General features: G+C 53.7%; 15 protein-coding genes and 1 pseudogene. 4 read left to right on the forward strand and 12 right to left on the reverse strand.

What is annotated here, in order from left to right; all coding sequences use genetic code 11:
• Positions 1 to 190 precede the first annotated feature (190 nt).
• Positions 191 to 2,935 (forward strand): aconitate hydratase AcnA, encoded by a 2,745-nt coding sequence (gene acnA, locus B212_RS0123965; protein ID WP_019913713.1) that lies wholly within the window; start codon positions 191 to 193, stop codon positions 2,933 to 2,935.
• Between the two features lie 116 nt (positions 2,936 to 3,051).
• Here the strand turns inward: acnA and B212_RS0123970 are convergent, their stop codons facing one another.
• The gene (locus B212_RS0123970) at positions 3,052 to 3,801 is read right to left on the reverse strand and encodes an IclR family transcriptional regulator (protein ID WP_019913714.1); all 750 of its coding nucleotides are present in this window, start codon (positions 3,799 to 3,801) and stop codon (positions 3,052 to 3,054) included.
• 244 nt (positions 3,802 to 4,045) lie between these two features.
• Between B212_RS0123970 and B212_RS0123975 the strand changes: the two genes are divergently transcribed.
• Complete coding sequence (locus B212_RS0123975; protein WP_019913717.1) at positions 4,046 to 5,086, forward strand: alpha/beta fold hydrolase; 1,041 nt, start codon at positions 4,046 to 4,048, stop codon at positions 5,084 to 5,086.
• A 99-nt stretch (positions 5,087 to 5,185) separates the two neighbouring features.
• On the forward strand, positions 5,186 to 6,385 hold the full coding sequence (locus B212_RS0123980; protein ID WP_019913718.1) for a Fe-Mn family superoxide dismutase: 1,200 nt from the start codon (positions 5,186 to 5,188) through the stop codon (positions 6,383 to 6,385).
• Positions 6,386 to 6,526: 141 nt separating this feature from the next.
• On the opposite strand, the gene folE is transcribed toward B212_RS0123980, so the two are convergent.
• The 11 genes and pseudogenes from folE to B212_RS0124040 all read right to left on the reverse strand — a co-directional run bounded on the left by folE (position 6,527) and on the right by B212_RS0124040 (position 18,102).
• On the reverse strand, positions 6,527 to 7,120 hold the full coding sequence (gene folE / locus B212_RS0123985; protein WP_019913719.1) for a GTP cyclohydrolase I FolE: 594 nt from the start codon (positions 7,118 to 7,120) through the stop codon (positions 6,527 to 6,529).
• A 49-nt stretch (positions 7,121 to 7,169) separates the two neighbouring features.
• The gene (locus B212_RS0123990) at positions 7,170 to 7,421 is read right to left on the reverse strand and encodes a YneF family protein (RefSeq protein WP_019913721.1); all 252 of its coding nucleotides are present in this window, start codon (positions 7,419 to 7,421) and stop codon (positions 7,170 to 7,172) included.
• Positions 7,422 to 7,509: 88 nt separating this feature from the next.
• Positions 7,510 to 9,267 carry a bifunctional metallophosphatase/5'-nucleotidase gene (locus B212_RS0123995; RefSeq protein ID WP_019913723.1) on the reverse strand — a complete coding sequence of 586 codons (1,758 nt, stop codon included), beginning with the start codon at positions 9,265 to 9,267 and terminating at the stop codon, positions 7,510 to 7,512.
• A gap of 22 nt (positions 9,268 to 9,289) precedes the next feature.
• The gene (locus B212_RS0124000) at positions 9,290 to 10,117 is read right to left on the reverse strand and encodes a carbohydrate ABC transporter permease (RefSeq protein ID WP_019913724.1); all 828 of its coding nucleotides are present in this window, start codon (positions 10,115 to 10,117) and stop codon (positions 9,290 to 9,292) included.
• Between the two features lie 12 nt (positions 10,118 to 10,129).
• The gene (locus B212_RS0124005; protein WP_019913725.1) at positions 10,130 to 11,014 is read right to left on the reverse strand and encodes a carbohydrate ABC transporter permease; all 885 of its coding nucleotides are present in this window, start codon (positions 11,012 to 11,014) and stop codon (positions 10,130 to 10,132) included.
• Between the two features lie 122 nt (positions 11,015 to 11,136).
• Positions 11,137 to 12,432: an ABC transporter substrate-binding protein gene (locus tag B212_RS0124010; protein WP_019913726.1), complete on the reverse strand. Its 1,296-nt coding sequence runs from the start codon at positions 12,430 to 12,432 to the stop codon at positions 11,137 to 11,139.
• Positions 12,433 to 12,692: 260 nt separating this feature from the next.
• Positions 12,693 to 13,526, reverse strand: coding sequence for a response regulator transcription factor (locus tag B212_RS0124015; RefSeq protein ID WP_019913727.1), 834 nt, complete (start codon positions 13,524 to 13,526; stop codon positions 12,693 to 12,695).
• 3 nt (positions 13,527 to 13,529) lie between these two features.
• Entirely contained in the window at positions 13,530 to 15,371 is a 1,842-nt protein-coding gene (locus B212_RS33395) for a sensor histidine kinase (RefSeq protein WP_084673344.1), read from the reverse strand.
• Positions 15,372 to 15,636: 265 nt separating this feature from the next.
• Positions 15,637 to 16,821, reverse strand: a pseudogene (gene queG / locus B212_RS0124030) (tRNA epoxyqueuosine(34) reductase QueG); the annotation flags it as partial.
• 18 nt (positions 16,822 to 16,839) lie between these two features.
• Positions 16,840 to 17,457: a signal peptidase I gene (gene lepB, locus B212_RS0124035; protein ID WP_019913731.1), complete on the reverse strand. Its 618-nt coding sequence runs from the start codon at positions 17,455 to 17,457 to the stop codon at positions 16,840 to 16,842.
• Positions 17,458 to 17,682: 225 nt separating this feature from the next.
• Positions 17,683 to 18,102, reverse strand: coding sequence for a GNAT family N-acetyltransferase (locus tag B212_RS0124040; RefSeq protein WP_019913732.1), 420 nt, complete (start codon positions 18,100 to 18,102; stop codon positions 17,683 to 17,685).
• Between the two features lie 600 nt (positions 18,103 to 18,702).
• Here B212_RS0124040 and B212_RS0124045 point away from each other — a divergent pair.
• Positions 18,703 to 19,311, forward strand: a complete 609-nt coding sequence (locus B212_RS0124045) for a superoxide dismutase (protein WP_019913733.1) — start codon at positions 18,703 to 18,705, stop codon at positions 19,309 to 19,311.
• Positions 19,312 to 19,583: the final 272 nt, after the last annotated feature.

Raw genomic sequence — 19,583 nt, forward strand, 5'->3', positions numbered from 1 at the left:
CCGGTGTTCCGCCCACTCCCCGCGCGGGGCGCCTTCCTCATTTTCCCAGCCGCGAAAAACCGCATGCGGCGGGGAAAATCCAGGCTTTTCAGCAGCAAAAAAAACTTTACTCCCCCCTTTGTAACCGTTATACTTGAGATATACTCAATATGAAATGTGGTTTCACCAGATGAAACAAGGAGGCGCATATATGCCAATCAAGGACCATTTTTCGCTGGCCCGTACCCTTACGTCAGGCGGCAAAAGCTATCGCTACTACCATCTTAATTCTCTGGAAGAGCAGGGAACAGGCAACATTTCCTCTCTGCCGTTTTCGATCAAAGTACTGCTTGAGGCGGCTGTCCGCCAATATGACGGACGGGCGATTACAGAAGAACATGTGAAGCAGTTGGCCGGCTGGGCAGGCGGCATCGACCGCAATAAAGAAATCCCCTTCATCCCGGCGCGGATCGTGCTGCAGGACTTCACCGGCGTACCGGTGGTTGTCGATCTGGCGGCTATGCGCGATACTGTCAAAAAAGCCGGAGGCGATCCCAAGAAAATCAACCCGCTCGTGCCGGTTGACCTCGTTATCGACCACTCGGTAATGGTTGACGCTTTTGGTACAGCCGATGCGCTGGAATACAACATGAACGTGGAGTTCGAGCGCAACGAGGAGCGCTACCGGTTCCTGCGCTGGGCGCAGACGGCCTTCAACAATTTCCGTGCCGTTCCTCCGGCAACCGGGATTGTCCATCAGGTCAATCTGGAGTATCTGGCTTCAGTGGCAGCCACCAAGACTGTTAACGGCGAAACCGTCGTGTACCCGGATTCCCTGGTCGGCACCGACTCGCATACGACGATGATCAACGGCCTCGGCGTTGTAGGCTGGGGCGTTGGCGGAATCGAGGCGGAAGCCGGGATGCTGGGGCAGCCGCTTTATTTTGTAACCCCGGATGTTGTCGGCTTCAAGCTGACCGGCAGCCTGATGGAAGGCGCTACAGCAACCGATCTGGCGCTGACCGTCACCCAAATGCTGCGCAAAAAAGGCGTAGTCGGCAAATTTGTCGAATTCTACGGACCGGGCCTGGCCAACATCAGTCTGGCAGACCGCGCGACCGTAGCCAATATGGCTCCTGAATACGGAGCAACCATCGGTTTCTTCCCGGTGGATGAAGAGACTCTGGCCTATCTGCGCAGTACCGGCCGTCCGGAGGAGCTAGTGCAACTGGTCGGAGACTATTACAAGGCACAGGGCATGTTCCGCACCTCGGATACCCCAGACCCGCAGTTCAGCGATGTCATTGAGCTTGATCTTGCTTCTGTCGTTTCCAGCCTTGCCGGACCTAAACGTCCTCAGGACCGGGTTGAGCTGACGCAGATGAAAGAGAATTTCGAAGGCATTATCCGCACTCCTGTAGACAAAGGCGGCTATGGCCTCAGTGACGAGAAAATCAGCGAGGTCGTGGAAGTGCAGCACAAGAACGGCAGCACGAGCAAGCTCAGCACAGGCGCGGTCGTAATCGCAGCCATAACAAGCTGCACCAACACCTCGAACCCAAGTGTAATGCTCGGAGCCGGTCTGCTTGCCAAGAAGGCCGTAGAACGCGGACTGACCAAACCCGGCTATGTAAAAAGCAGCCTCACACCGGGATCGCTGGTCGTGACTGAATATCTGGAAAAGGCAGACCTCCTGAAGCCGCTGGAAGCGCTGGGCTTCTATCTGGCCGGTTACGGCTGCGCCACCTGTATCGGCAACTCCGGCCCGCTGCCGGATGAAGTCAGCCAGGCAATTGCGGACAATGATATGACGGTAGCTGCCGTAATTTCCGGGAACCGGAACTTTGAGGGCCGTGTGCATGCCCAGGTCAAAGCGAATTACCTGGCTTCCCCGCCGCTTGTTGTTGCGTATGCGCTGGCAGGTACGGTCAACATTGATCTGAAGACCGAGCCGCTCGGCTATGATCCGCAAGGCGAACCCGTATACCTTGCCGACATCTGGCCGACCTCCGCTGAAATCAATGAAGCCATCGGACTCTCCCTTAGTCCGGAGATGTTCCGCCGCAAATATGAGAATGTATTCACCGCCAATGAACGCTGGAATTCGATACCAGTTCCGGAAGGCGAGCTGTACGAATGGGATGATAACTCTACGTACATCCAGAACCCGCCGTTCTTCGAGGATCTGGCAGACGGCGTAGGCGATATCAAGGATATCCGCAACTCCCGCGTGCTTGCGCTGCTGGGCGATTCCGTGACCACCGACCATATCTCACCAGCGGGCAATATCTCCACCTCCGGTCCGGCCGGTGAATATCTGCGGAGTCATGGCGTGGAACGCGCCGACTTCAACTCCTACGGCTCACGCCGCGGGAACCATGAAGTGATGATGCGCGGCACCTTCGCCAACATCCGTATCCGCAACGCAGTCGCTCCTGGAACGGAAGGCGGCGTTACCACCTTCCTGCCAAGCGAAGAGGTCATGTCAATCTATGATGCGTCCATGCTGTATCAATCAGCCGGACAGAATCTGATCGTTATCGCGGGCAAGGAATACGGCACAGGCAGCTCGCGCGACTGGGCCGCCAAGGGCACGCTGCTACTGGGCGTCAAAGCCGTAATCGCCGAGAGCTTCGAGCGGATTCACCGCAGCAATCTCGTTGGCATGGGCGTACTGCCGCTGCAATTCCAGGAAGGCCATAGCTGGAGCAGCATGGGGCTGACCGGACGCGAGACCTTCAATATCACCGGGCTTGGCAACGATGTCCTCCCGGGTCAGGAGCTTACCGTTACCGCTACCCGCGAAGACGGCACACAGTTCGAGTTCCCGGTTATCGCCCGCCTCGACAGCACCGTTGATATTGACTACTACCGCAATGGCGGCATTCTGCAGACCGTGCTCCGCCAGATGCTGGCCGATGCCGCCACTTCGGACTCTGCACTGACGGTAGAATAGACTATTTCGCCAAAGAGGGTAAGCGGACTTCACTGTCTGCTTACCCTCTTCTCAAACTACAACAAAGCCTCCGACATCTCCCTAAGGGACTGGTCGGAGGCTTTTAATGTTATGAATTATCCCATCATGAGTCCCATTTCGGCAGCATTTTCCTTCAAAATCACCGCATACTCCTCCAGTGTCTCCGGGGATAGGCGGCTGACAGGTCCCGACAGGGAGAGCGCGGCCACCACCGCACCTCTGCGCCCGACGATGGGCACTGCTACCGCAGCCGCACCCGGCTCCCGTTCCTCGAAGCTTGTTGCATAACCCAGGCGGGTAATCTCCCGCAACTGCTCCATGTACACGCTTCTGTCAACAGACTCCGGCCAGCCGGGGTCAGCCAGCAGCCGGACCTGCACCTCATGCGGCGCGTATGCGGCCAGCACCTTGCTTGACGCGCCCACCGACAGCGGCAGCCGGGCGCCAATCTGCGCGACCCGGCGGATGGCCTGCTGGCTCTGCACCGCCTGAATGCGCACACGCTCCAGATCGTCGCGCAAATACAGGCTGACGGTCTCTCCCAGCCGGTCCCGCAGCCGTTCCATCGCCGGAAGCAGCAGCACTGCCGGTTCATCCAGCGTCGGCAAATGCGTGGACAGTTCCCAGATGCGGATGCCCAGACGGTACTTCTCTGTGGCTTCATTGCGGAGCAGGAAGCCCCTCTCCTCCAGAGTCGTCAGCAGCCGGTGGACGGTGCTTTTATGTAAATTGATTGCGGAAGCAATCTCCGTCAAGCTCAGATCACTGTCACTTTCCTGCGTAAAGCAAAGCAATATATCCAGCGCACGTTCCACGGCGCGTACGGTCAGTTTACGGTCCTCCACAGCGATCTCCCCTTCGGCTGTTTCACTAAATGAAACCCGGTTACATATTTTAATTCTGATCAACTCTATCTTAGAGCAACAGCCCAAGAAAAGTCCAGCATATTCAGACGGCGGAAAAGACTGGACCACACTTTACAGTTAGATTACAAAAGCGGCGATTTCATTGACTTTGTAAGGGTAGAATCATACGATTAAATATATGAATTAATTTCGTAATTCTCGACCATGTATTGGAGGGGACCTTATGGATTTAGCAACCACGCGTACCGGCAGGCCGGTCTCCCGTCAACCCGATGAGCCAATGCCGAGCTCTGCACTCAAGCTCTCACTGCGGATGATCCGCTTCAAGCATATTATCGTCGCTTTGCTGCTGTCCGTTTTTTTCTTCTTTGCCTTCTGCTTCATCGCACTGCACGGCTATATCGCCTGGGTGCTCTCCAATCCTACAGTGGCTCCGCTCTACTCCAACCCGTCACTGGCCAAGGGACTGGATTATGAGGATATCACCTTTCCGGCACTCGACGGCAGCCGTACAATGCAGGGCTGGTATATTCCATCCAAAGGCGCGACCAAAACCATCGTATTCAGCCACGGCTACGGCGCCAATCGCGAAGAAACCTGGGTGCCCATGTACGATCTTGCCCATTATGCGCACAGCCTTCATTTTAATGTCATCATGTTCGATTACGGCTTTGCCTCCAAGACCAACAGGGATATCGCCACCGGCGGCAAAAAGGAATCCCAGCAGCTCCTGGGAGCCATAAAATTCGCCAAGGAACGCGGAGCCAAAGAAATCGTCGTCTGGGGCTTCTCCATGGGTGCGGGCACTGCGCTGCAGGCTGGACTGGTTACCAAGGATGTGGATGCCATGATTCTGGACAGCACCTTCCTGCTCGAGCCGGATACGCTGTATCATAACATCAAGCAGAATATCGACCTGCCCCGGCAGCCTTCCCTGGAGATTATGAAGCTGCTCTTCCCGGTGCTGAACGGCACAGGTCTGAACCAGATCCCTTATACCAAGGTGAAATCGGAGGATTATCCGTTCCCGATACTGTTCATGCACGGCACCCAGGATGAAAAAGCGCCTTATCCGATTGCGGAGGAGCTGGCAGCCAACCAGAGCAATCCGTATTCCACTTCCTGGATCGTGAAGGACAGCCACCATGAGCTGCTGTTCCGGGAGCATCCGCGTGAATATCTGCGGCGTGTGTCCGCTTTTTTGGGCAATGTGCAGTTGGCTAAAGCCCAGGAGCACAAGGAGACTTCAACCGCGAGCAAATAGCCGTCTTATCCATAATAGCATCCTCCCAAGCCACATAAGCCGCTTCCTCCCCTCATACAATGAACTGTTAAATGACTTATGACGGGAGGACTGCATGCAATGCTGGATATATATGGGCCGCTGATGCCAGTACGCATTCTGGAAGAAATCGTATTCTGGAAAAAACAAGAGCAGGAGCATACGGCTGTAATCAAAGCCATTGTCCCTCAGCTCGAGGAGCCTTACGTTAAACTGCTGGATGAATGGGCCGTTGTCTTTGGGGCTACAGAGCAGGCGGCACAGCAGTTGCTGGCGGCTTGGCTGGCCCCGGCAACCTCCGGCCAGCCGGCGCTGGCTGCCGAAACAGAGCAGTTGCTGCACGTGGCCTGCGCCCAGTCCCGGGAGTTCGTCCGGCAGCTATATGCGCTGATGGAAGGAAGCGCCGCCGTGAAGGCCCAACCGCTGGCCGTGACCGTCCTGCTGCATATCATCCGGGAATCGGAATATTTCCTGGTCAAGCTGAACGGCTTGACCATCGCGAGCCACAACCCCGGGTGGATGCGCGAGGAACCCGGAGAACGTTCAGACCCGGATGCAGCAGTTGCACCGGTTACTGAGGGCGGAAGCAGCCCGGCGGAGCATGATCAACCAGGTCCCTTAGCCGTTACTTTCTCAGAAAGACGGGAGCAAGGCATCGTTCCCATAGGGGGCCATACTCTGCCGCCGCTTCCCTATGCTTACAATGCACTGGAGCCGTACATCGACGAGAAGACGATGATCATTCATCATGACAAGCATCATCAAAGCTACGTAGACGGGCTGAACAAAGCCGAGAACAAGCTGGCCGAGGCCCGCAAAACCAAGGATTTTGATCTTGTGAAGCATTGGGAGCGTGAGCTTGCCTTTAACGGGGCCGGACATTATCTGCATACCATCTTCTGGAACGTCATGTCCCCGCAGGGCGGAGGCCGTCCGACCGGTGCGCTGATGGATGCCATTGAACGCAGCTTCGGCAGCTACGATGCCTTCAAAGAGCAGTTCACCGAAGCGGCGAATAAGGTCGAGGGCGGCGGCTGGGCCATTCTTGTCTGGAGCCCGCGCAGCCGCAGGCTGGAAATTCTGACGGCGGAGAAGCACCAGGACCTGTCGCAATGGGATGTGGTTCCGCTGCTCGCTCTGGATGTATGGGAGCATGCCTATTACCTCAAGCATCAGAACAACCGGGCAGATTATATTAAGGACTGGTGGAAGGTTGTCAACTGGCCCTATGTCTCCGAACGGTATGCCGCCGCCCGCAAGCTTGTCTGGGAGCCTTATTAACCGTCAGCGAATAGGCTGCCCAAGCTGTGAAGGCCGCCGTAAAAAGAAGCTCCCCCGCCGATTGATTGCCGATGCTAGATGCAACCAAAAATCCCGTCCGTCACTTTGCGTGATGAACGGGATTTTTGTATATGCTATCTTCTATTCTTTGATCAAAGCCAGGAACTCCGCCCGGGCAGCGGCATCCTCACGGAAGGACCCCCGCGTTGCCATAGTAACGGTCTTGCTGCCGGGCTTCTTCACCCCGCGGGAACACATGCACAGATGCTCCCCTTCCACAATGACCATCACACCATGCGGGTTCAGCACCTCTGTCATAATGTCGGCAATCTGCGCCGTGATGCGTTCCTGCACCTGCAGACGCCGGCTCACCGCCTCAACGAGGCGGGCCAGCTTGCTGAGTCCGGCTATTCTGCCGCTTGGAACGTAGCCGATATGCACTTTGCCGAAGAACGGAGCCATGTGATGCTCGCATTGACTGTAATATACGATATCTTTTACAATGACCAGCTCTTCATGAGACTCATCAAAGGTCACGCCGAGCGCCTCACGGGGATCTATCGAATAGCCGCCGAAGATCTCCTCGTACATTCTTGTAACTCTGGCCGGTGTTTCCAGCAGTCCTTCGCGGCCTGTGTCTTCACCGATCAATTCCAATATTTTCTCAACGTGGTACTCGATTTGCTCCCGGTTCGCAGCAACCTTGCCGTTGATGTATTCCTTGACGCCCCCCATGAAGCCTCCCCCTTCCGTACCCGTAGCTGATTTCATCTATTTGGGCCTGTTACTTTCCCTTACGGCGCTGCCCTCTGTTAGCCGCAGGAGCGCGGCCCGGCTGATTGTTGTTCTTCATCATCTGCTGGGCACGCTGCATTTGTTTTCCGTTCAGGTTATAACCCATTTGCTTGGCGACCTTTTGCAGCATTTCAGGATCATTCTGCATCGTTGTCATTTGTCTGCGGAGATAATATACACCGATGAAGAATCCGCCGATCAGACCTACGACAAGCGTAATAATTGGCAATGCAATGTTCATCTAAAGTCCACCTTTGTGCTCGATTGTCTGCAATACCGCTGTGGGCATGCGAATATATCATAGCATTTCAAGAACTGGACAGCAATTGTCAAATCCTTCGATCTGAGGGCTTGTTCAGCGGTGAAAGTGAAATCCAGCCTCCGGCTTGAAGCTCCTTCACATTCAGCGATTTATGGGTGGGCCGCTCCAGCTTCCCCTCGTTCACCAGCCTGATAGCTTCATCACGGTAAGGACTGCTTAGGTTGATCCCCGCAATGGACCAGTTGTCATCAGTTTCAGGCGATATCGTCTGACGTTCCCGGATATAGTCCACAATTAAATCGCGGATGCTCTGCGGCGACTCCCAATGCTTCGTGGCCCTCACCAGTCTGGATGCCTTCAGCAAGCTGCTGTAACGATAATTGTTGACCGCAAGCTGCAGCGGCTCGTTATCAGCCAGCGGCTGTCCGTTGTACACCACATCTTTGATACGTTTGCCGGAAGGCTGCGACAGGTCGATCCGGTAATGAATGCCGGCGAACATATCGTATAGGTAGGCGGGCACCTCCGGGTTGAAGCTGACGGAAAGATCGCCCGGCTTCCACTGATTGTAATGCGCTGCCGAGATTTCCATGTATGTCTTCAGCTCTTTACCAGTTACAGTCACGACGTACAACAGATTGTCGAACGGATAGATGCTGAACACATTCGCATAGGTCAGCGGCCCTTTTCTCAGATCTGCCTTGTCGGAGAAAAGACTTGTCGCAGCTACGTCCGCTCCACTGGCCTGAAGCAGCACCTTCTGGATAAGGGTGATCACCGCCGTAGGCCGCAGTCTCCCCTCCGGTACGCCGCTGATTTCATCCCGCGGCTGAAAATCGGCTGCCGCTTCAGCCACTCTGCCGCCCTCCCCGGAAGAATTCGCTCTGCCGCCTTGTTCTATGAACCGGAGGGTCGCTTCGTGCGCCTCCGAGACGATGCTGCGGATAGCCGGGTCCGGCTCCCAGCCTCCCATATCAATAATCGAAACCTCACGCCCTACAACGCGGGGCTGATCTCCGTCCAGTTGAACCTCAAGGTCGAAGCGGACCACTTCCCGGCCCCGGTCGCGTGGACCGCCGATCACGGTATCGCCGAAACGCTCCTTGACGGTAATGTGCATATGGCCAACCATCAGCACGTCGGCCTCAGGGACCAGCCTGGCGATATGCTCTGCGGAATCGGAGCCTCCCTCTTCATCGAACTCGGCTACCATCCCCGCATGCGCGCTGATCACGATGATATCCGCCTTCTTGCCGGCCTTTAGCTCCGCGCTCAGGCTCCGCGCCGTTTCAGGCATAGCTTCGAACCGCAGAGCGCTCACCTTGTCTCCGTCCCATCGCGGAACGTTCGGATTCGTCAGCCCGATTACTGCCACCTTAATGCCCTGCACCTCTATTATGGAATATGGCTGTGCAAAGCGCTCCCCGCTGCGGTACCAAGCATTAGCCGCCAGTACGGGACAATTCAGCTCCTTGCTGAATTTATCAATCAGGCCCAATCCGAAGTTAAAATCATGATTGCCCAGGGTCATGGCCGCATAGCCCATGGCATTCATCGCCACAGATACCGGGTGCACAATGTCCAGCCTTTTGTTGTACACATCGTCAGTCAGTATATTCCCCTGAAATACATCACCGTTATCAATTAGAATGACCGCCGCTCCACTCTGCCTTACCTCCTGCACATAAGAGGCCACCCTTGCCATACCGTCATTTGCCGTATCTGCGCCGTCTTCGTAGCGGTATCCCCACAGGTTGCCGTGAAGATCAGAGGTCGCAAGAATCACAAGGTTCACCGTATTTCCCGTTCCAGCGGAACTGATCATGCTAAATCCCTCTCCTGTCGATTTACTTTAGAACTGCCCCTGCCGTGAAGCTCTTCTCCATCTGATCGCTGAACAGCACATAAGCCAGCAGAATCGGGAGGGTGGAGATCACCATCGCCGCTGCCAGCGGCCCCCAACTGATGCTGTACTGTCCGCTGAAGTTCATCAATCCCAGCGGGAGCGTACGCAGCTCTTCTTTTTGAATAAAGGTGGCCGCCATCAGCAATTCATTCCAGACCGCCAGAAATACGTAGATGGCCACCGAAGCGAGCGGAGGCTTCAGCAGCGGCAGCACCACCCGGAAGAACGACTTGAAGACGCCGCAGCCGTCCATAAACGCGGCTTCCTCCAGCTCCTTCGGCATCGTCCGCAGAAAAGCCGAGAGCATGTATACGCTAATAGGCAAATTCACAGCAATGTACGGCAAAATCACAGACAATCTTGAGCTGAGAACGCCCAGGTTCTTCAATATCATAAACAGCGGGATCAGCGTGGCATGAATCGGGATCATAACTCCCATCAGCAGAATGAATAGAATCACACCATTCCATCTGAACCTCATGCGCGTCAAGGCATATGCCATCATGGAAGAGAGCAGCAGCACACACCCCAGAGTAACCAGCGTAACGAAGAGACTGTTAAAAAAATACCGGTCAACCCTGGCGCTTACCCACGCCTCCGTGAAGTTGCCTAACCGCCATGTCTGCGGCAGCGCCCACACCGTCCCGCCAATAATCTCCGAATTATCCTTAAATGCGCTTATGATCAGCCAATACAGCGGGAACAACTGGAGGGCGGCTATGATAACCATCAGCGCGTAGATGCCTGCTTTTTTCGTTTTTTTGAGCATGTCCGTCCCTCCTTAATATTCAATTTTTTCCCGGGTTAGCACCTTGTTCAGCACCCAGGCAATGACGAGGCATTCCAGCACCATAAATACAGCAAGCGCGCTGCCGTAACCGAAATTTTGCTTCAGGAAGGCCTCCTGGAACATTTTCAGGGCGATCATAGTTGTAGAATCAAGCGGACCTCCGTTTGTCATTACATACACACTTTCAAAAGTCTTGAGCGCATAAATGACGTTCAGGACTACGCATATCCGCATCACATCAGCCAGCAAAGGCAAAGTAATATGACGCACAGCCTTCCAGCCTGTGGCCCCGTCCAGCTTCGCCGCTTCATAATACTGCTCGGGGATGCCCTGAATACCGGCGAACAGCATCAGCATATTGTAGCCGACATAATGCCAGGTTGTTACGATCAGAACCGACAGCAATGCGGTCCCGGTGTCACCGAGCCATGCCTGTGCCAGGCTGCCCAGCCCGGCGGCTTCCAGCAGCGCATTCAGCATGCCGATGTTCGGATCGTAGATCTTGACCCACAGCAGGCTCACCATTGTCGTTGACATCACTACAGGGAAAAAATAGATATTGCGGAACCATTTACGCCCCTTTACTTTTCGGGAGACGAGTAGCGCCAGGGCGAATGAAAGCGGCAATTGGATACACACACCTGCGCCTATAAAAGCAAGACTGTTCCATACCGCCTTCCAGAAGCTCTTGTCCTCCGTAAACATCTGAACATAGTTGTCCAGTCCTATATAGGTCATCGGATTGATGCCGTCCCACTTCTGGAGACTGTAATATCCCGTCATCACAATAGGGACAAAATAGAAAACCAGAAACAGGAGTAAGCCGGGCAATAAAAACAAAGTCAGCATTTTCTTGCTGGAGAGCGCTTTTTCCATAAATTATCCACCTGCCAGGTTGCAGAAAAGCGATGCGGTCCTCACGGGCGGCATCGCTTTTCCCAAAGTATATTTCTAACCGAAACACCCTGCGTTCCGGGCCTTGTCCGGGTTGCGCCGTCCTAATTCGCCTTGCGGAGCAGCGTCTCCAATTGAGTTGTGAACTGCTCGGCAGTCAGCATCCCGCCATACAACTGCTGTGTCAGATCGCGATACTCCTGCCCGACAGCCGCCGGGAGCAGACCGAACCACATAGCCTGTGTTTTTGCTGTCTTGCCGATATCCGTTGCATACGCTGCAAGCTGCTCGTTCTGGGCTTCGGATTTCACATCGCTTTTGGCATAGCCGGGCAGCCCTTTTTTGACAAAACCGTCATTGAGCTTCAAGGACAGGCGAATGGCAAACTCTTTGGCCGGTTCCACATTTTTGGAGCTGTTGTTCACGAACAGGGAGTAAGGTGCTTTCGCGTTCTGAAAACCGATGGTCGCACTGTATACATCTTCCGCGCCTGTCTTAGGAAACACGATGTAACCCAGGTTATCGCCCATTGCCGTCGACAGCGCAGAGAAGTTGAAGCTTCCGTCGATCCACATCAATGCTTTATCGTTCTTGAACAGCTCCTGCGCGTCCAGGTAGGCAGAACCGATGAATCCCTTCTGGAAGGCATTCGTTTTCACCAGCTCAAGCACGCGGTTAGCCGCTTCAACGAATGGCGCATCTGTAAATTTCCCCTGACCGCTCATCGCATGATCAAAGGCATCCACGTTCTCGCGCGCTACCAGCATGTTGTAGAGCAGATCCGCCTGCCATCTTTCTTTTCCTCCCAGGGCAATTGGAATGATTCCCTTATCGTTGGCGGATTGAATAAGCGACTGAAGGTCCTCCCATGTCTTAGGGGCTGAAGCGCCAAGCTCATTGACCAGCTTTTTATTATAATAGAGCACCAGTGTCGTGCTGATATTGGACGGAACGGAATAAATGTTGCCATCCTCTTCCTTCACCAGTTGATTGTCCAGAAATTGCGCACCCAGTCCTGTCGAATCCAGCGTATCGTTCAGCGGAGCTACCGTCTTCGACTGCAAAACCGGGGTTCGGAACGATTGTCCGGCATGCTGCTGGAATACATCCGGCAGTTCGTTCGCGGCGAGAGCGACACTAAGCTTGGTTTTGTACGTCTCATCCTGTATATATTCGTACTTCAAATCCAGGCCCATTTCCTCAGCAACAGCATCAGCAGAAGCCTGGTACATCGGGTCTGCGTCAAACATCCATAACGATATTGACTTCTTCACGTCTGCCCCGGCCGTTTCCTGACTATTCGCCGCCCCATTGTTGTCTGCCGCTCCTCCGCAGGAAGTTAGCACTACACTTAAGAGAGTGACCGATGCTGCAATAACCCCAAACTTTTTACCAAACATCTGACTTGAACCACCTTTCAAAATGTAAAGGATTCGAACTACAGGTACAATCTTAGCAAGCGCCGGACAGGGTTCGAATGGATATCTGTTAGTTCTGGCGGTAAAATTTTTAGGTATGTCAAGTGGAAACGGTTACGCTGTCCTTATAAGGACGGTATCCGTTTCAGCGAGAAATATAAGGATAATTTATAGTGTGAAACATATAAATTCTTATCATTTAAAAAAGCCCGGCTGAATAACCGGACCTTGGCAGCAGCAGGTCAATGTCTGTCCACAATCAACCCGCTGTTCACTTTGTTTGGAGTAATCCCGAATTTCTTCTTGAAGCATTTGCTGAAGTAGAATGGGTCGCTATAGCCCACCTGATGGGCAATTGTCGCAATCTTGGGGACCGACGTTTCATCGGAAAAGGAACTGTGCCGCAGCAGCTCCATCGCTTTGCCTAGCCTGATATTGGTCACATACTCTACAAAAGACTCGCCGGTCTCCTTCTTGAAGGTGTGGCTCAAATAGCTCGGGTTCACGAACAGGGTGCCCGCTGTCTGCTGGAGTGACAGATTCTCATCGGCGTAACGCTCATTCACAAAAGCAACCGCTTCGCGGATCAGCCGGTTCCCGCTTCCCGGCAGCAGTCCCGGTTCCGTCGCTTGAGTATAACCCGCCTCCCGCTTCAAGCGGTCAATGTAGCGCAGCCCCTCCCATTTCTCGGTCAGCTCAGCGCGTATTCCGCCCAGTGCCTGTTCAAGCTGCGTCTCATCAATGGGCTTCAGCAAATAATGGCTTGCCCCAAGCGAAATGGCCCTCTGTGCATAATTGAAGTTGTCGTAGCTTGTAATGAAAATCAGCTTGGCGGAAGAATTCAGGGCACGGACCTCCTTTACGAAGTCCAGCCCGCTCATATGCGGCATTTCAATATCCGTAATCATGAGATCAATCGGCTGCTCTTTCATAATCTTCAGAGCTTCTGAACCATTCTCTGCCTCGGCCGCCACCTCGAAGCCGGCAGCGTCCCAGTCGATCAGATGAATCAGAAGCTGTCTGAAATAGTATTCGTCATCCGCAATCAAGACGCGGCTTGCCGGCAGTGTGCTCATAGGCTATTCATCAACCTCCTCCGGGTCGTCCGTGTTCAGGATCAGCGGCAAGCGGAGCAGTACCTCCACTCCTTTGCCGGGCTCAGACGAAAGCTCAATGCCATAGGACCCGCCGAACCGCAATTGAATCCGGTCCTGGATATTTTTGAGGCCAAAGCTGTACAGCTCGCCTTCCCCCTCGTTCGACCAGATACGCTGCTGCTGCTCTTCATCCATGCCTTTGCCGTTGTCACGCACAATAAAGATGAGGTTGCCCTGCTCCCCCTCGCCTTCAGCATAACCGAAGATTTCACACAGCCCTCCGTCCGGCATCTCCCTGATGCCGTGATGAATGGCGTTCTCGACAAGGGGCTGCAGCAGCATCGTCGGCACTCTGCAGGCCTCTATCTCCGGTTCGAACTCAATATGGTATTTCAGCTTTTTGAAGCGGATTTGTTGAATATACAGATAGCTTTGCAGATGCTTTTTTTCCTGCGCAACCGCAATAAGCTCCTGTCCGTTGTTAAGCGAGCTGCGGAAGAACTCACCTAGCGCCCGCAGAATATTGCTGATTTCTTTGGCGTTCGCCATCACTGCCATCGAACGTATCGTATCCAGCGTATTATACAGAAAATGCGGTTTGATCTGTGAATACAGCAGCCGCAGCTCCAGCAGCCGCTTGGTCTTCGCATCCTCCTCTACCCGGAGGACCAGCCCCTGAATGTGGTCAACCATTTCATTGAACGTTGCGCCCAGCCGTCCGATTTCATCGTCAGTCTCGGCAGGTGCGCGCATATTGAGGTTTCCGGCTCCCACCTCGACAATCGCCTCGCTGAGCCGCTTAAGCGGCCGGGTCAGCAGCCGCGAGAACACAATAGACAGCCCCACCGCCGTCACCATGCTGATCAGCCCGAAGACGATCATCAGCAGGGCGATTTTCCAATACCCGTAGGTCAGCGCTGAAGTCGGAACCAGATGGACAACCTTCCAGCCGTATGGCTCAAGGCTTTGGAAGGAGACCAGATATGTAACTCCGGCCACGTCAAAAATCCGGCTGCCCTCATCCCCTGCCCGGACCCACTGCGAGAAGGAGTATCCCCGGACCGACCGGCTTACCAGCGACTGATCACTTGCGGATACAATGAGGCCATCTCCGTTGATGACCATTGTAGGATTCTGAGCACCCTGCCCATTTTGGTATAGCCGGGCCAGTGTCCGCTCGTCCATATTTACATAGATATAACCCAGGGGAGTCCCTTTCTCCATACTCATAATGACTCTGCCCAGGCCGATCATATTTTTGCGTTTCATGCCAGAGTAAAAAGACGGCCGGAACGTATCCACCCAGACGGCTCCGCCCCTTGCCGAATCAATCTTTTCCCTTGGATAGACGTCAAGGCTTTGCAGCGATACACCCGTCAGGTTGGAGGTGTAATATAACTCTCCGCTTCCGGATTCTATGATGACAGAGTCGATATTCGGTTCCGTCTCCAGCATCGCAGCCAGCGTATTATGTATGGATTTCAGAGCGGATACATCGGAGCCTGCTCCTGTATTCTCACTCAGCACATGTTGTGTGTCCTGATTGATTAAGGCGAACTTGGAAAAGTTCTGCACGGAGAGAAACATGGTTGCCAGCGACTTCTTCACCAGGTTCACTTCCTGCTGCGAGCTTGCGGTTGTCCTCTCCAGGGTCTGGTTAAATACAATCCGGTAGATGCTTATAATAAAGAAAACAAGCGCCAGTGAGACGATAAGGATGTTGCTGATTTGAATTTTTTGCCGAAGCGGCATGCTGCGTCTGACCGGGAAAAGAGCGATAGCTTGAACCTCCTCCCTACAATACCCCACCGATGTATATTTCATGTTTCAGCATAATTTATGAGCATTAGAAGAACGTAAAGAGAACAGGAGGATTATGTAAAGCGGAGAACAAGCAGAGGGCCATGCGGTGGCAACATGAAGATGAAATTCTGAACAAAATGCATAAAAAAGCAGGCTCCGGCACTTACGGGCAGGCCCAACGGGTGGGCCTCCCTGCAAACGCCGAACCTGCTTGGGCATAGACTTAGCGCTGCTGAGCTGAGCAGCGGCGGGCCATTGGTGGCAGAAGATTCCCGCATAGCCCCTATGCCTCCTCCTGCTTACGCAGCTTATCCTGCGCCCGCTCCAGCATCTCCCGGACCGTGGCATCCTCTTCGCGGTGCAACGCCTGCTCTACCACCGCCTGTGCCTCTGCCCCGCCGATGCGCCCGAGCGCCCAGGCCGCGCTTCCGCGCATTTCCGGCCGGGTCTCCCGCAGCACAATTTCAGTCAGCTTCGGCACAGCGCCGGCCTCCTTGAAATTGCCAAGCGCGATCACCGCATTGCGCTGGATGGGCTTCTTGCCCCGCCAGGCTGCCGCACTGCTGCCGAACCGGTCCTTGAACTCACGGTTGCTGAGTTCAAGGATCGGCAGCAGCAGCGGCTTCACAATCTCCGGATCAGGAAGCAGCTCCGGGCGGTGGCTCCAATTCTTCCCGCGGTTATGCGGGCAGACGATTTGGCAGGTATCGCAGCCGTACAGCCGGTTGCCGATCTTGGTCATATACTCTTCGCTCAGGAATCCTTTGGTCTGCGTCAGGTAGGAGATGCAGGCCTGGGCATTCAGCTCACCCGGGCCTACCAGCGCCCCGGTCGGACAAGCATCAATACATTTCGTGCAGTCCCCGCAGCCCTCCTGCACCGGGACATCCGGCGGGAACGGGATATTCGTCACCATCTCCCCCAGATAGATCCATGAGCCCCATTTGGGGGAGATGATGCCGCAATTTTTGCCGCTGAAGCCGATTCCCGCACGTTCAGCTACCGCGCGGTCCACCAGCACACCGGTATCCACCATGCTGTCCAGCTCCGCTCCCGGCACCCGCTCCCGGATGAAGCTATCCAGCTTCGCCAGCGCCTCCCGCAGCACATGATGATAGTCTTTGCCCCAGGAGGACCGGGCCAGAATCCCCCGGCGTGCGCCCGGCTCCGACTTGGGCGGGTTTTGCATTTTGGATGGATAAGCTACAGCGATCGCGATGATAGACTGCGGCTGCTCACCGGACTTCAGGGCGGGAATGGTCCGCTTGTCCAGATCAGGCTCCTCGAAGCCGGATTCATAGCCGTTATCGCGGTGCTCCTGAAGAATATTTTTCAAATATAAAAACGGCTCCGCAGTAGCAAACCCGATATCGTCAATACCAAGCGCCGGTGCGGCCGCCTTAATTTCAGCTTTGAGATCTTCCCACTTCGAAGGCGGGGGAGCGTAAGATGCCTGGATGTTGTTATTCATTTCCGCCTTCTCCTTCTGTTATAATGCGTTCATTTTGTTAAAAGGCCACCAGATATAAGCAGCCTTGCCGACGATACGGCTCTGCGGAACAGCGCCAAAATACCTGCTGTCCTTGCTGGCTCCGGCATGCCGGTTATCGCCCATCACAAAATAGGTTCCCTCTTCCACCGTAAGCTGCGAGAAATCGGAGTCCTCTATCTGCGAATTTACATAAGGCTCGTCAGCCAGTTTGCCGTTCACATACAGCTTATGGCCCCGCACCTCGACGCGATCTCCGGGTATTCCGACGACCCGTTTCACCAAATATTCCTTACGGTCCGGTCCCAGGCTGGGGTCGTGCAGAACAACAACATCCCCCCGGTGGGGGCTGGCAAACGTCAAAATTATTTTGTTAATAATCAGCTTCTCGCCCTCCAGCAGCGTCGGCTGCATGGACTGGCCTACAACGGTAGAGATATTGAACACGTAGATGTTAAGCAGCGACATCATTGCAAATACTATAGCGGCGGTAATGATCCAATCCCGCAGTTCCGCGATCCAGCCTTTTCCCGGCAGCAATCCGGGACGCTGATGTGTGACAGATCGGTATCTTTGCTTACGGCTCCGCAGGGAATTTTCTTCAAGCTCCCGGTTCATAGGCCACCCTCTAGCTTCAATTGGAATTATAAATCCATAACAATAGAAAAGCATATCTCCCAGCCATTTGCAATGGACGGTGGATATGCTTCAGTATAATGAAACAGACTATGCAAGTACGCGCTAAGGCATCAATCGCTCGGGCAATCATGCAGTCGTACAGGTCGCTATAGTTCTCTATTCTAGTAAATGTTTCCGCTTACGCAGTACCGAAACCGAAGTTCGTTATCCGACAATGCTGAGCTTACGTACGGATTTGAAGATGTGGTTCTCGTCATAACCCATTGCTTCATACAGCGGCAGTGCAAAGGAATTATGCTCATCAACGGCTACAAAAATACCGCTGACCTTACGCGCCTGGAATCTGTGCTCCATCGCCGATACAAGACCTCTGCCAACCCCTTGGCGGCGGTAATCGGGATGGACGGCAATGCGGAAATAACAGCCGTGATTCTTCTCAATCGTACCAATCAGCGCACCAACAATCTCTCCTTCATCTTCGGCTACTACAATGAGATCGGAATCCCATGAAAGCTGCCTGGAGAAAGGTTCCATAGTGCTCTCGAAACATTCTTCAGATAATGCGGTCTGCAGCAGTTCAGTTACAGGGGTAACGTCGCTTAATTGAAAGGAACGAAAGTGCATTCTTTAAAATCTCCCTTTTCTATGGCTTAGAATTTAACAAAAAGAAGGAAGCTCCCGTAACGACGGTGTGAGAGGAAACAGCAAAGAAAAGCAATATGGACGCCAGCCCGAGGAAATCGGCGAATCCATCAATCCCAAAAGCTTTTCTTATGATCAGAGAAGTATTAACCTAATGTTAAGGAGGTCAGCAGCTTCTTCAATCATCAAAAACCGAGGAATACCTGCTTTTAAGTCTATTAAAGCATACTTTTCTTGTGTTATCACCATTTTTCTTTTGAAAGCGCTTAATATAAAGCGATTACATTAGATTTACTTACACATATTTCTTAATAAGGTAATTAACCCGGTGTAAACGCGGTTCCGCAGCGGAAGACTATGACATTAACACGGCGTTAACACTTGCCGCAAGCTTCCCGCCGAACTCACTTTTTAAACATTTTTGTTTATTTAGTGTTGCATTATTGTTCCAAATACGGTTTAATAAAAGTATCTTATCGGGTAAATAACCTATAAGATCCATTGGAAATAAGGGGTTTTGACGCCAAGACCGCCAAAATTCTTTATCTATACAACTACAATATACTCAGGAGGGATTTTTCCATGGCATTTCAATTACCGGCACTTCCTTACCCGAACAACGCACTTGAACCGCACATCGACGCATTGACGATGGAAATTCACCATGACAGACACCACAACACATACGTGACAAACCTGAACGCCGCTCTGGAAAAGGCACCTGAACTTCAAAGCAAGAGCATCGACGAGCTTCTCACAGACCTGAACGCTGTACCGGAAGCTATCCGCACTGCCGTTCGCAACAATGGCGGCGGACATGCCAACCACACTTTGTTCTGGGAAGTTATCGGACCAAATGGCGGCGGCGCTCCAACCGGCGCACTGGCATCTGCGATTGACAGCGAGCTCGGCGGCTTCGATAAATTCAAAGAAGATTTCGCTACTGCAGCAACTACCCGCTTCGGCAGCGGCTGGGCATGGCTCGTAGTTAAAGACGGCAAGCTGGCGGTTACCAGCACACCGAACCAGGACAACCCAATCAGCGAAGGCGCAACTCCGATCCTTGGACTGGATGTATGGGAGCATGCATACTACCTGAACTATCAGAACAAACGCCCTGACTACATCAAAGCCTTCTGGAATGTAGTAAACTGGGAAGAAGTCGGCAAACGCTACGACAGCGCAAAATAAAAGGCTGTTCAAGAAAAATCCCGCCATCCACGGTTATGTGGAGGGCGGGGTTTTTTTATTGCCGGATTCCTGAGCGGATTGCGGGGCAAATCCAAAGCGGCTTTTTTGCCGCTGTTGCTGGGCGTATCGGCCGGTTCGGGTGCAATAGCGGCTTTTTTGCCGCTGTTGACGGGCGTATCGGCTGGCGCGGCTTCAGTAGCGGCAGTTTTGCCGTTGTTGGCGGGCGTATCGGCTGGCGTGGCTTCAGTAACGGCAGTTTTGCCGCTGTTGGC

This window comes from Paenibacillus sp. HW567, assembly GCF_000374185.1.
Lineage (GTDB): Bacteria > Bacillota > Bacilli > Paenibacillales > Paenibacillaceae > Paenibacillus_AQ.